We start from the raw sequence: 13435 nt of genomic DNA on the forward strand, positions 1-13435 counted from the left end.
AGATCACCTGTAACCATACCTCATTTTCAAGGTAGACTCGAAAACCTGTATTAAGGGATGGTCTTCCCTACCGGTGATGTCATGAAGCTTTACCAGGAATGATTGATATATGATCTTGGCTTTATGCTTATCTATTCTGACCTCCCTATCAACCTCCATGAATCCATAGGGCGGTAATCCCAGGATATTACTCCTTATGGCGAATACTTGTGGAAGAGTATAGTGTATTTTCTCAGCTAAGTGCTCTGCTAGTTTTTCATTGACTTTTACAGTGGGCTTGCTACCTTCATGAACTATATTTAACACGGGCTCCCTAGTATAGTATTCTGCGTGAAATATCTGCTTGAAATCGCCTGATACCGGTATTCTAAAGCTCCATATGCCTCCATCCTGGAATACTATCCTATTAAAAATTCTACTGGCCTCTTCAGCTACATCGACATCGAGCTTGGCGATAATATCCATTAATACATTAGCCGCTGCCCTAGCTGACTCGGAATCAACGTAGCCGTATACACCATTCTCTCGTTTCTCATACTTGTTGAATAAGTTAAAGGCTCTTGCAAGAGTTGTAAATTTCGACGTCTTAGAAATCCCAATAATGGAATCTAAGTGTGTTTCAAGAACAGCTTCATCTAACCCGGAGAGTGTTGAGAATATTCTATATCCACTTATCCGTGCACCTTTAACACTCAACCACCTGATCAATGTACCGTCTACGACGCCTATACAACCAGGTTTCCTACTGATTATCCTTGCGAGGTATCCTATCTCGATTAGTTGTGTGATATAACTGTGGATACGTTTCAGTATACGGGTTTTCCTAGCGATATTCATCCTTGAGCTTGCTAGATCCCTGTTTATTTTCTCCGAGAGTTCACTAGATATTTTATAGGAATCTCTTCCATCTAAAAACAGAGAATACCCTACGGGTTCCATGATGATCTTGAATGATAAATCCATGTCTTCCCTTTTCTCGGCACCAATGCTCGAGTAAACAATGATTGTCTCCGCTAATGGAGCCTCGGGATTACCTAGGTACTCACCTGGAAGAATTAGCTCTCCTTCTTTATTACGTATTAATGCACCAACGTTAACTATCGTAAGCGAGGAGACATCGGTCTCTAAATCCAATCTCCCCGAGTCAACGAATACCACGGGTTTTTCCTGGGATACTAATGGTATATATGCCGCCTTATAGAATTTCTCATATAACCTGTTTCTCTCTCTGACAATTATGTTCTCACGTGATCTTAGGTAATCGCTGTGCATCAGCTTAGCATATTTCTCCAGGATCTCTGAGAAGACATTCAAGTGTTCTCAGCCCCCCTTATAGGATTCCTGGAGAATACTCTTGATTTTCTCATAGAGTTCCTTATAATAGTATCTACCCCTTTCACCTTTTTCTTCGTAGAGTAGCCTCAGGATCTCCTTGATTTTCTCAATGGGGATCCTTAAGCCTAGTTTTCCAGCGTACTCGTTGAGGATTTTCTCTTCAATCTCCTCTATTGATAAACTACCTGTATCTACTTGATGGATGTCGTAGCCTGCGAAAACGTTTTCAACGCCGCTGACTTCAGGGAGTCTTAAGTATACCAGCTTATTATAGCTCCGCTGGATCTCCTGAATAAAGGAACGTAGCTCGTTTACCTGTTCATCCTTTAATCCTTCAACCTTAGCCTCGAATATGAATCCATGGTAATCTGCTCCGTCTTTAACAATACTTGATATGTGCTTCCTTAATTCATCAATACTAATATACGAGGCCTTCTCATACATTATCTTCGGGGATGATTCCAGCTCTACGGCTTCTACCAAGGGAAGATCTCCTTCTAAATCTACCATGAGGAATCTTCTCCTAACTCCTTTCCTCTCAAGTAGTGCTGTTTCCCTTAAGTCCTCAATATTCATGCCTATTGGTGCCCCGGGGTAAGCTATGTTGGATTTGAATTTTCTCTCCTGGGGTATCGGGATATGTATGTGGCCTAGTGCAACATATTTTATCCCAGAAGGCATTATCCTCCACAGTTCATTCTCAACGACATCTATCATACCATATTGCCTGTTGTAATCACGTGGCCTGAAACCAGCAAACTCCACGCTTACGTGTGCTAAGATGATTACATTATTCTCATTATTCTTCTTAACGAATTTCACCCGGTTTTCCTTAATATACTTTGACTCAGCCTGATTCCTGAAACCCGGTACACCATAGAAGTCATAGTCATTTATTCTCAAAGGATAAAGCAATAGGTGCCCCCCTATTTCCTCGTACCTGGCTAACTTGATTAACCCAGCTTCATTAAACAGGTCGAGCACACCTCTACCGCTTCTAGCATTATCGTGGTTTCCCGGTACAACAACCACCTCTATATTATTATCACGTAATTGCCTGAGATACCTGGCTACCTCTATCATTAAAGAGTAGCTTACATCATAATGGTCGAAGAAGTCACCCGAGATGAGCACAACAGCTTTTTCACGAATAGCTTTCTCCACTAGCTCCTTTAGAACATCTATGTAGAATCTGGCGAGGGGGCTCTCCCTGGAAAGTGAGCACCCTAAGTGCAGGTCTCCTGTATGAATAATCATCATGGATGACACACTCAAGGCAATAATATTTAGGATAGGGAGTGAAAAACCTTATTTGATTAAGACTAGGCTAAAACACCATAGAATTTGCGGGCAGCCTTCCTGAATTCCTCAACATTTGGGTTTATTAATGGGGGTTCCCCGGCTGTTTTCCTAATTATATCAGGATCCTTTAGGCCGTGTCCTGTGACTAGTACCACGATTACTTCATCCCTATCCACCTGTTTCTCCTCAATAGCCTTTATTAGGCCGGCTAAACCGGCTGCACCACTTGGCTCAGCGAATACGCCTTCAAGACTAGCCAGCATCTTCATTGAATCCAGTATTTCCTTATCGCTTACAACTACACCGTAACCATTGGTGGTGTATAAGGCCTTTAATCCGGCATCGCCATCCCATGGATAAGTGTCTTCTAGCCCGGTAGCTATTGTATCCGGCGGCTTCTCCCAGGGACGTATATTCATCGGATCAACCCTTTCTCTCCAAGCCCTTACAAAGGGGTGATTTCCCTCGGGCTGTACAGCTACTAGCTTAGGATACCGGTTTATCCATCCAACCATATTGAAGTCCCTGAACCCGTTGAAGACCCCGGTTAATAGGCTGGCTGCACCGGTTGGTACAAAAACTTGATCCGGAACCATCCATTTCAATTGCTCTACTATTTCCATAGAGATGGTCTTAGGTCCCTCCACCTGGTATGGGTTGAAGACGCCGAAGCTTGGACTCGGATAGAAGCCGTGTTCCTCATAGAGGATACGCATCATTTTAACCGTGGGATCCTCTGCTTCACTCCATCTAACCTTAAATACTTTGGCTCCATAATAGAGTAACTGGGCTATTTTACCATAGCCAGCGAAATCAGGGACAAATGCATAGACTTCTATACCGGCTTTAGCCCCATAGGCTGCTAGAGATGCGGCTGCATTACCACTGCTAGCGATCACTGCCTTCTTGAAGCCGAAGTACACGGCCATGGACACAGACACGCTCATTGCTCTATCCTTAAAGCTCCCAGTTGGGTTCCTTGTTTCATCCTTAAGATACAGGTTTCTCAGGCCCAACTTCTCTCCAAGTCTCCTCGCCTTTAGTAGGGGGGTACCCCCTTCACCAAGTGAGACAATATAGTCTCTGCTTGGCACTGGGAGGAATTCCATGTATCTCCACATGTTGAATGATCTTTGTGAGAGAATATCTCTATTAATGCTCTCAGCTATCGCTTCATAGTCATACACTATATCTAGCCTACCCAGATCCTTGCTGGGGCATGTCAATGGTTTCTCGCTTAGAAGTAGTCTTCTACCACACCTACTACACTTCAATTCTCTTACATACAATATCTTTACACCCCGGGTTCTTGAACTAAGATATTGAAGTGTTCTCCATATTAAGCATTACTTGATGAACACGTTAATAGGAAAACTAATATGGTACCAGTATCTTAGAATCAATAGTAGTGTTAACCCTGCTCTCTCTCCCATATGAACTCTACTGCTTCATCATGCTGAGGGACTTGGTGCGATCCCAGTTTCTTTATCTTCAATGCGGCGACAGCGTTACCATATTGAACGGCTTTTCTTAACATGTATCCACGTAGTATTCCTGTTATGAAGCCAGAAGCAAAAGCATCACCTGCACCGGTGGTGTCTATAACGTTTTCCACGAGATAAGCAGGTATTTCACCAGTGTATTCTTTTGAGAGGACATATACTCCTTTACTCCCCCTCTTCAATAATATTACTGCACTGGTTTCATTAGCTATCACCTTAGCAGCTTCTCTATAGTCGTCTATTCCCGTCATTAATCTCGCCTCCTTCTCGTTAAGCATGATGTAGTCTACATTAGCCACTACATCCTTTAAGTTGCTAAGTCCCTGTGAAGCGAGTACCCTGCCAGGATCCCATGAAATTGTTAGACCATGTTTCCTAGCTAGCTCAATAGCCCTTATGGTGGTATCTAGCCTAAGGCTAGCTATATGCATCCATCTAGCTCTTGATATAGCATATTCACTGATGTCGTCTGGCACTAGTTCTTCCGCTGCCCCCTTATACCCGTACATCATGATTTCCCCTCTATTATTTATAGCGACTATAGTAAAGCCTGTCTGCGTGAAACCTATTCTAAGCCCACTTATGTCGACTCCCTCCCTGAGTAATTCATCGACGATTATCCTACCGAAGCTGTCGAAGCCTACCCTAGCTATCAGGGAGGACTTCATGCCCAGCCTTCTCACACCTATAGCCACATTTACCGCCGAGCCTCCGGAACCCCATGACTGATTTAACACCTTGCTCTCCAAGTCTATCGTTGGGAACTCGTTCACAACTATCCGTATGTCGACTAGTGCGTGTCCTACTGTCACTACATCAATACTTTTATTCACCATGAACCACCATGTTTCTATACTCCCTTACTCAGCGTATTTGATAGCTTCTTCGGGCGGCATTTCCTCGTGTACGACCTTCATTATCGCTCTTATGGCACCGCCTGGGTTCTTATGCCTGAAAACGTTTCTTCCAACTACTACTCCTCTACCACCGGCTCTTATAACGTTTTCAACATCTCTGAGGAAGTCTATGAATCTCTCCCTGACAGCTCCACCGCTCATTAATACTGGTATACCTGATGCAGCCTCAACTACTTCTCTAAATGACTCCAGGCTACCCGTGTAGTACGTCTTGATTAAGTCTGCCCCGCTCTCGATAGCAGCTCTCACACCGTATTTGACTATTTCAACATCATACATGTTCTTTATCGCTGGCCCCCTTGGATAAGACAGCTGGAGACTGGGGTAGCCGTATTTCTCGGCAAGCCTCTTTACTTCGAACCATTGCCTCAGCATGGCGTCCTCGTATTGACTGCCCCAGTACACTGTGGCGGCAACTGCTTCAGCTCCTAGTGCCACAGCGTCTTCCACGTATCCAAAAATACTTTGAAGTAGTCTCTCATTCTCCGGCCTTAGATTGGTTTTACTGGTTATCTTGACTATTAGACTGGTTTTCCCAATCCATAGATCCCTAGTCATGAACGCTGTTGCCGGGAGCATCATTACAGCATCCACACCTGCCTCAATGATTTTACCTATTATTGTCCTTGGATTGATGTATTCACGGGGAAAGTCGCTGGGCCCGTGTTCAACACCGTGGTCGAATGCGAATACTACTCCTCTTCCACTAGGTAGCAATCTCTTAAGTCTGAGCTCCTTCCCAGCTATACTATAACTCATCATTGTTCACCTCCTTATCTAACTACAATTATTTAAAGGAGTTAATAATATTGTTCTCCCTATTTACGTATATGATTTATATAGTTATTTAAAGCATGAAGATCCGCCTTAATAATTCAATCCCTAGATAGGCGGCTGCAAAGACTATTACTGAGGCCACTAGGACACCGGTGTTAATGGCTATAATGGATCTTCTTCTATCAAGCCCAAGTATATATGCCACTAAACTACCTGTCCAAGCACCTGTTACTGGAAGCGGTATAGCAACGAAAACCATTAGTGCAATATAGGAGCTCCTCTTAATGCTGAGGGCTTTCCTTTCCCCAAGTTTCCTCAAGTACCCGTATGCCCTCTTAACAAGTAAGGGTATCCACGGTTTTTTAACCAGGTTATCAAGTAGGTCGAACAATGGGAATGCTATGAATGGAATACACATGTTTGATAGAGTAGCTATTAGAAAACCATATACTAGCGAGTAGATATCTCCCTTGGAGGCCACCAAGAAAAACGGTATGGCGCCACGTACCTCGCTCACAGGGGCTAAGCCTAGTATTATTGTCCAGAATACTATGGTTGGATTCATTGAAGCATGCCTCACGTACTATGGTATGATTAATTAATTAATTGAACATTTATTAGCTTATCTACCAACTTTCACATAAATAACCCTTCCAAGTGGGAGAATTTATTACATAAATTTTATATAACAGAAATTTTTATATACTAGTATCTACGAGTAATATATGTATAAGGTAAGGGGATACTATGAAGACAAATATCCTGATCGCGGTCTTCGTAATCCTAATAATAATAGCTGGTGCAGCAGGATTCTTCATAGGGCAATCCACGGCTCCAGCACAGGTTCAAAAACAATATACACCACCAGATAGGATAAAGGCTGCATGGATCTATGTTGGACCGGTTGGAGATGCTGGATGGTCCTACATGCATGACATAGGCAGGAAATACGTAGAGACATTATACAGTGGTTGGCTTGAGACAACATATGTTGAATCCGTTTCAGAGGATCAGTTGCTTGGAACAATAGATAGATTAGTTGCCAACGGGTACACGGTGATCTTCACGACATCCTTCGAATTCATGGATAAGACCATCGAAGCCGCTAAGAAGTATCCGAATGTAATGTTCTTCCACTGCTCCGGGTATAAGAGGGCCCCCAATGTAGGTACCTACTTCGCAGACCTATATCAGGTCTACTACTTAAATGGATTAATGGCAGGCGCCCTTACTAGAACAGGCCAGGTAGGTTATGTCGCGGCGTATTTAATACCTGAGGTTGTGAGACACCTAAACGCGTTTGCTATAGGTGCCAAGGAAGTAGGTGATGCACTGGGTAAGGATATCAAAGTGCATGTGATAGAGATAGGTGCATGGTATGATCCTACAAAGGCTAGGCAGGCTGCGGACACGTTGAAGACGCAGTACAATGTGGATGTACTTGCATTCACAGAGGACTCTACGGCTATTGTAGAGTATGGTGAGGCAAATGGTGTATACGTCTTCAGTCACTACGGCCCCATGTTGAAGTACGGGCCCAACTATGTTGTGAGTGGTCAGATCGTTAGGTGGGAAATAATATATGCTGACATACTAGCCAAGATAAAGGCTGGGATATATAGGCCGGATAACTTGGATAAGGTTGACTACTGGTATCTGTTGAGCTCTGGCGCGGTGGATCTAGGCGCCGATATCGCTCCTGATGGCAGTATAGTAATGATAAATCCAAAGTACATCGATATCTTAAAGAGCATACAGGTGAAAGATAAGTTAACTGGTGAAAATCTCAGCGTATACGATCTAGTTATGAGGAGATACTGGCAGATGAAAGGTGCCTTCACAATAGTACCATTGGAGGAAACAGCCTTAACACATGTATATGAAAACCTATCCTCTATAACCATTGACTGGGGTGGTAGGATAGGTACTAAACCATACCCGATAGCACCGGTATTCGACCCGTTCACAGGGCCATTCACAGCATACTGTCTATACACACCCGATAAGGCCACATCTACGTATTGTAAAGGTATGTCACAGGGTGCACAAATATCATTCCCACAGGGATATATTGCTGGACACGATGATTTATGGAACATGGATTACCTAGTATCATGGGTCATTAAACACTAATCGGGTTAATATCTAATATTATTTAAACACAACACGTTTTTTAATCCCTCTCCTCCTTATCATTTATACCAATAAGACGAGTAAATAATAGGGTGTCCTATAAAGTGGGCGAAAATAAACCACTAGTATCTGTGAGAAACATATCAAAGTCCTTCCCTGGTGGGATAATAGCATTGGATAATGTGAGTTTCGATATCTACAGGGGTGAAATAGTAGCATTGTTAGGGGAGAACGGTGCGGGGAAATCGACAATGGTGAAGATACTATATGGAATATACTTCCCTGATGAAGGCGAGATCTTTATTGATGGTAGAAAGACTGTATTCTACAATCCAGTAGACGCTATAAAACAAGGTATTGTAATGGTTTCACAGATACCGCAGCTCATAGATAGGTTAAGTATAAGGGAGAACCTTGTAATAGGATTAAGCATTCTCGGCTTCGGTAAACTAGCTAGGACTTCCAGGGTGGATAAAGTAATCGGAGAGATAAGTGGGAAACTTGGGATGAAAATAGACCCAGATACCATGGTGTGGAAACTGACGTATACGCAGAAGCAAATGATTGAAATACTGAGGGCCTTCCTTTTAAACGCTAAACTGGTAATCCTGGATGAAGCCTTAACATACTTGCCCCTAGAAGAGAGACGGAGATTCTACACGGTTCTAGACACGTTTAAGAAGAATGGGGGTTCCAGCTTAATTATAACGCATAAGATCACGGAGGCCATGGAGATAGCTGATAGAATAATAGTGCTGAGGCGTGGCAAGCTCTCAGGCATCCTGAGACGTGAAGAGGCGAGTATAGAGAAAATCCGCGAGCTAATGTTCAGGGAGGACGCTGGGAAAATAACGTATGAAAGACTGGCATCGGTTGCACCGCTTAATGAGAACTGTATAAGCATAGAGGACCTCGTGGTAGTAGACGAGTATGGTAGGAGAATCGTGGATAATGCAAGAATACTTGTTAGGAAAGGAGAGGTGGTAGGCATTGCCGGCGTAGCAGGTAGTGGTCAAAAAGAACTACTACAGGCGGTCATAGGATTAATCAGGGTCAATAAAGGAAGAATAACTATCATCGGCAATGATGTAACTAATAAGGGCGTAGGCCTAGTTAGACAGCTTGGGGTCGGATACATACCAGATATACCCCTACGTCATGGCGTCTCCTCAGATAACACTATCCTTGAAAACATTGCCGTATTATTTCAGAAAGATAGAGCTATAATTAGATGGGATGAGGCAAGGGAGATATCGGTTAGAGTAATGAAGAAATACCAGGTTCTAGCGAGGAATGAGGAAACACCTGTCAAGGTACTCTCTGGAGGTAATATAATGAAGGTGATTGTGGGGCGGGAACTAGAATACAGTAAGACTGCGTTGATAGCTTATAATCCTACAAGAGCCCTCGACGAGGTTACAGCTGTAATGGTGCGTAGAATCATTAAGGATAAGGCTGTGAATGGAAGAATAGGGGTGTTGCTCGCTAGTGAAGACCTCGATGAGATCTTCCAGTTAAGTGACACCATATACGTGATGAACTCTGGGAAAGTCTACGGTCCATTTAATGCTGAAACAGTTAAAAGAAGCGAAATAGAACACTTAATGGTGATGTAGCATGCGGATACTTATAGTGAGGCGGAAGACGCCTCTGAAATATGGAACCATACTAATAATATTGCTCTCGCTAACGATAGGTGTGGCGTTATTCACAACTATTTTAGCTATACAGGGAAGGAGTCCTGTTGAAGTATTAGGTACATTACTGATCTCGTTCGTGTCCCCATCTATTGTGAAAGACTTCATTATCCTAACAATGCTTGGATACGCATTACTCGTGTCATTTAAGGGTGCATTATGGAATATTGGAGCTGAGGGGCAGCTCTTCATATCAACAATACCGGTAATAGTACTGACCCTGCATGTAATGCCTAATCCCCCCTCACAGCTACACGCTGTCACAATAATACTGCTTATAATCATTGTTTCAACGATCACTGGTGCTGCCTGGGCATCAATAGCCGGCTTCATTAGGGCATACCTTGAAATAGACGAGGTACCGGTGACCCTGATATTGAACTATATAGCATACTACGTAGTAAATATCCTGGTGATAGGCCCCCTTAAAGGTACACGTGTATATGGTTATAATAGGACTGATGAAATACCCAGCATATATAGGCTATATGTTACCGGTTTAGAGAGAAGGCTCACGGGTAATCCTGCAGTGGATACATTCCTGGGATTCATTTATGAGGTAATATATTATCTTCCATGGCTGGTAGCAATGATAATTATAATGTTTACTGTATGGTACCTATTAAACAAGACTCAAATAGGGCTTAGAATAAGGATACTTGGCTCAAACCCGGACTACTTAAGAAGCGTGGGGGTGAATACACGTCTCACACTAGTCTTAGCTTTAACTATATCAGGCGCTATAGTTGGCTTCACCTCGGCATTCTATACACTGAGCGATCTACTGAGGCTATCGTACCCTATAGAGGGACAAACAGCTGGATATGGTTATTTAGCAATACTGGTTGCGTGGTTATCCATGCTTGATTATAAATTAATACCCGTCTCAGCATACATTGTCGCCTCACTCAGGACAGCCGGCATAAATCTCCAGGTTGGTGGATTAGGCGGACTAGAGCAAACCCTGTTACTTATAGGCCTGATTCTCGCCGTGTATACCATAGTTAGATTCCTCCGCGACTATGAGGTGAGGGTGGTCTAGATGGATGGATCGGCTATAGAGGCTTTAGCTCCTTTAATAGCAGCCTTTTCAACAATGTATCTAGTTGCGGTGGGTCACAGTATAGTTGAGAAATCCGGTATACTTAACCTGGCTATCGATGGAGCCTTCTTCTTCTCAACTGGTGTCAGCGTCTATCTCGCTGTAACACTATATAATGGATTAACGTTTCTCGGTATAACTTATCCAGTTACAACGATACTCGCAATACTTTTAACCGGTGTATTCACAGCTGTGCTTGGCGCGTTCATGGCGTGGGTTCTAACATCTCTACCAATCAGTCACGGCGCCCTAGGACTCTCACTACAGTTTGTTGGATATGGATTAGGTATAATGATGGGTTATCCTATACGCCAGAGTATCGGAAGCATTGAACCCTATGCATTGCCATACGACGCAATAACCTATACCACACTGCTCATCGCATCCATTATAGCCGGGGTTCTCGTACACGTCTTCTTGGAGAAAACACCATTAGGTGCATCGATAAAGGCTTGTGGTGAAAACCCCCATGCAGCCTCAGCACTCGGGGTCAACGTATTAAAGACAAGACTGTTGGCAGGTATCCTAGGATTCTACATTATCGGTGTAGGAGCCGCATTAAATCCACTGGCATGGCAGAGATACTGGGATATAAAGTCATATATCCTTGGATATGGGTGGTTCGCGTTTACAATAGCCTTGGCTGGTGGAAGAAACCCCATATACCTAATACCTCTCTCATTCGCCTTCGGCGGACTCCTAGAATACAGTATAGAAATAATGGTTATACTGAAAGTATCAGCCGACGTCGCAAAGCTAATACCGTTTATAGGGGCCCTCAGCGTAATGGTGATATATGGTGCCACCGAGCTGAGGAGAATATTTGCATCGCCTTCGAGCCTGGGTAAGGTATACTATAAGGAGGAAAAGACAGTATAGCATATAGCTTTTATCAAAAAGCTTTTTCTTCTTTTCCTTCCTCTTAGTATTCACTTAAATTTTGAAAACCAGGTTTAAGTCTGGTTCTCACTTAGTGTATTTAAATACTTCGAGGTACCTGAGTGCCTGCTCCCTACCCATTAGAGCGAGTAATGGGGCGGCTCTAGGTCCACTTGGTTTTCCAATATACAGCATGTAAAAGTATTTATAGAAGTCGTTAACCTTGTTTTTCTCCAGTGAGCTCGTTATATTAACCATTGTATTCTTAATTGCTTCCTCACTCCACTCGCTTAATGTTGAGAGCCCCTCATATAACCGTATGAATAGCCCTATATACTCTCCTGGTATTTCCCGAGCCTTCTTGCCGGCCTCTTCAATAGTATTCAATGTGAATACGTTTGCCTCGCCACCATATTTAACTGCCCATATATAAGCCCTTGGAATAGTTTCAAGGACTCTTTGGACCCCGTAGCGACTTGGTTCAGCTGGGAGTAACCCAATGTTCTTCAATCTCTTTAAGCCCTCATCAACCCATTTATCCCTTGGTATTATCTGGGCTAGAACAGCGAGGTGTGTATAGGGTATTTGCTCGGGAGGTTCCCTTGGTGGGGCTCCCTTTGGATAGCTTAGCTCATAGCTCCTCTTTAATATGACTTCCTCCTCTTCATCCTTTGCTTTCTCTAGCCCGTAATATATTCTCTCAGCCTTGTAGTACTGGCTATAATACTGGGGGACTTCGTGTAATCCAACAGCATATTTCTTCATTGGCGGCGTCTTCAACACGATAAACCTATATATATGTGGATGCGCTACCTCCACCCAGTCCCTTGGTGTGAATCCCAGAAAATCACTGCTTCCCATGTCTGCTATTTGCCCTGTGGGTGTCCTCCACTCCACCCACTCGTATGGTAGCCCCTCCGGTGGTTTTATCCCATAGACGTTTACCGCTAGGTCTACACAGCTATCTCTGCTTCCACCAGGCATCGCATGATCCTTGCCGTAGGGTTCGAAGTCTACTCCAAGCGTCCACCATACGCCAACCCATTCTATTCTCCACATTAGTTTCCCATTACTTATCTCTGTAACCCCTTTGTAACCACAGTGCTCGCAGACATATTCGACGTGGTCTTCATCGATTAGCCTTACAACCTCTGTTGTATCTATTCTCCCGCATTTCTCGCATACTGGCTCGATTGGTATCCATCCCTCAGAGTATGGTTTTCTGCCCCTGTACTTGTTGATTGTTTTCCTGACCTCTTCTCGCTTCTCAAGCGTTAGCTTTATGAATTGCTTCATCTTGTCCTTATACATGTCTGTTGTTGTAATTACCTCGATATTGCCGTCTGTGAACTCGTTGATGAATGGCCCAAAATCACTCCAATAGTGTTCAACCCAGTTACCATGGCACCCCTTTGGATCAGGTACTCTAATTAATGGATTACCCTTGTACCTTGCTGCCTCACCTGGATTGGGGAACTGCTTCAATTGTTGCTCCTTTCCCTTCCAAGCATCTTGCGTGTAGAGTGTGAGGTATTGTTTTATCTTGAGTCCTCGTTCACTGAGTATTTTCCTCAACGTCTCAGCTATTATTATTTCACCGCGCAGTCTTCCAACATGCTGTAGTCCTGAGACTGAGAGCCCACCATTGAATACATATACCTCTTTACCTCTCTTTGTCAATGCGTTGTAGATGTTGTCGGCCAGCTCGTCGATCCAGTGTCTAACCATCTCAAATGCACCATGCCATAAATGGATAGTGGTGTCAAAGGCTTATTAATGTATTTTCAGCTC

11 protein-coding genes are annotated in these 13435 nt (G+C 43.5%); 4 read left to right on the forward strand and 7 right to left on the reverse strand.

Annotated features, from left to right (window positions below; all coding sequences use genetic code 11):
- Positions 1-3: 3 nt before the first annotated feature.
- From SPHMEL_RS04045 to SPHMEL_RS04070, 6 genes are all read right to left on the reverse strand, one after another.
- Positions 4-1314, reverse strand: coding sequence for a hypothetical protein (locus tag SPHMEL_RS04045; RefSeq protein ID WP_042667455.1), 1311 nt, complete (start codon positions 1312-1314; stop codon positions 4-6).
- Positions 1315-1320: 6 nt separating this feature from the next.
- Positions 1321-2595 carry a DNA repair exonuclease gene (locus SPHMEL_RS04050; protein WP_042667456.1) on the reverse strand — a complete coding sequence of 425 codons (1275 nt, stop codon included), beginning with the start codon at positions 2593-2595 and terminating at the stop codon, positions 1321-1323.
- A 62-nt stretch (positions 2596-2657) separates the two neighbouring features.
- Positions 2658-3926 carry a threonine synthase gene (locus SPHMEL_RS04055; RefSeq protein WP_042667457.1) on the reverse strand — a complete coding sequence of 423 codons (1269 nt, stop codon included), beginning with the start codon at positions 3924-3926 and terminating at the stop codon, positions 2658-2660.
- A 122-nt stretch (positions 3927-4048) separates the two neighbouring features.
- Positions 4049-4975: a carbohydrate kinase family protein gene (locus tag SPHMEL_RS04060; protein ID WP_042667458.1), complete on the reverse strand. Its 927-nt coding sequence runs from the start codon at positions 4973-4975 to the stop codon at positions 4049-4051.
- Between the two features lie 24 nt (positions 4976-4999).
- Positions 5000-5818, reverse strand: a complete 819-nt coding sequence (fba, locus tag SPHMEL_RS04065; RefSeq protein WP_042667459.1) for a class I fructose-bisphosphate aldolase — start codon at positions 5816-5818, stop codon at positions 5000-5002.
- Between the two features lie 85 nt (positions 5819-5903).
- Positions 5904-6398, reverse strand: a complete 495-nt coding sequence (locus SPHMEL_RS04070; protein WP_042667460.1) for a COG2426 family protein — start codon at positions 6396-6398, stop codon at positions 5904-5906.
- A gap of 182 nt (positions 6399-6580) precedes the next feature.
- Here SPHMEL_RS04070 and SPHMEL_RS04075 point away from each other — a divergent pair, with 182 nt between their 5' ends.
- The 4 genes from SPHMEL_RS04075 (at position 6581) to SPHMEL_RS04090 (ending at position 11644) form a co-directional block, all read left to right on the forward strand.
- Entirely contained in the window at positions 6581-7966 is a 1386-nt protein-coding gene (locus tag SPHMEL_RS04075; protein WP_042667461.1) for a BMP family ABC transporter substrate-binding protein, read from the forward strand.
- A gap of 104 nt (positions 7967-8070) precedes the next feature.
- Complete coding sequence (locus SPHMEL_RS04080) at positions 8071-9582, forward strand: ABC transporter ATP-binding protein (protein WP_042667462.1); 1512 nt, start codon at positions 8071-8073, stop codon at positions 9580-9582.
- A gap of 1 nt (position 9583) precedes the next feature.
- Positions 9584-10705, forward strand: a complete 1122-nt coding sequence (locus SPHMEL_RS04085; protein WP_051401003.1) for an ABC transporter permease — start codon at positions 9584-9586, stop codon at positions 10703-10705.
- On the forward strand, positions 10706-11644 hold the full coding sequence (locus SPHMEL_RS04090) for an ABC transporter permease subunit (RefSeq protein WP_042667463.1): 939 nt from the start codon (positions 10706-10708) through the stop codon (positions 11642-11644).
- 87 nt (positions 11645-11731) lie between these two features.
- On the opposite strand, the gene lysS is transcribed toward SPHMEL_RS04090, so the two are convergent.
- Complete coding sequence (gene lysS, locus SPHMEL_RS04095) at positions 11732-13372, reverse strand: lysine--tRNA ligase (protein WP_042667464.1); 1641 nt, start codon at positions 13370-13372, stop codon at positions 11732-11734.
- Positions 13373-13435: the final 63 nt, after the last annotated feature.

The sequence above is a fragment of the Desulfurococcus amylolyticus Z-533 genome (assembly GCF_000513855.1).
GTDB lineage: Archaea > Thermoproteota > Thermoprotei_A > Sulfolobales > Desulfurococcaceae > Desulfurococcus > Desulfurococcus amylolyticus.

Bases quoted from the DNA above. Each gene is read 5' to 3' on its own strand.
- SPHMEL_RS04050 (WP_042667456.1), bottom strand. From the start codon at position 2,595: ATGATGATTATTCATACAGGAGACCTGCACTTAGGGTGCTCACTTTCC.
- SPHMEL_RS04060 (WP_042667458.1), bottom strand. From the start codon at position 4,975: ATGGTGAATAAAAGTATTGATGTAGTGACAGTAGGACACGCACTAGTC.
- fba (WP_042667459.1), bottom strand. From the start codon at position 5,818: ATGATGAGTTATAGTATAGCTGGGAAGGAGCTCAGACTTAAGAGATTG.
- SPHMEL_RS04070 (WP_042667460.1), bottom strand. From the start codon at position 6,398: ATGAATCCAACCATAGTATTCTGGACAATAATACTAGGCTTAGCCCCT.
- SPHMEL_RS04075 (WP_042667461.1), top strand. From the start codon at position 6,581: ATGAAGACAAATATCCTGATCGCGGTCTTCGTAATCCTAATAATAATA.
- SPHMEL_RS04085 (WP_051401003.1), top strand. From the start codon at position 9,584: ATGCGGATACTTATAGTGAGGCGGAAGACGCCTCTGAAATATGGAACC.
- SPHMEL_RS04090 (WP_042667463.1), top strand. From the start codon at position 10,706: ATGGATGGATCGGCTATAGAGGCTTTAGCTCCTTTAATAGCAGCCTTT.
- lysS (WP_042667464.1), bottom strand. From the start codon at position 13,372: ATGGTTAGACACTGGATCGACGAGCTGGCCGACAACATCTACAACGCA.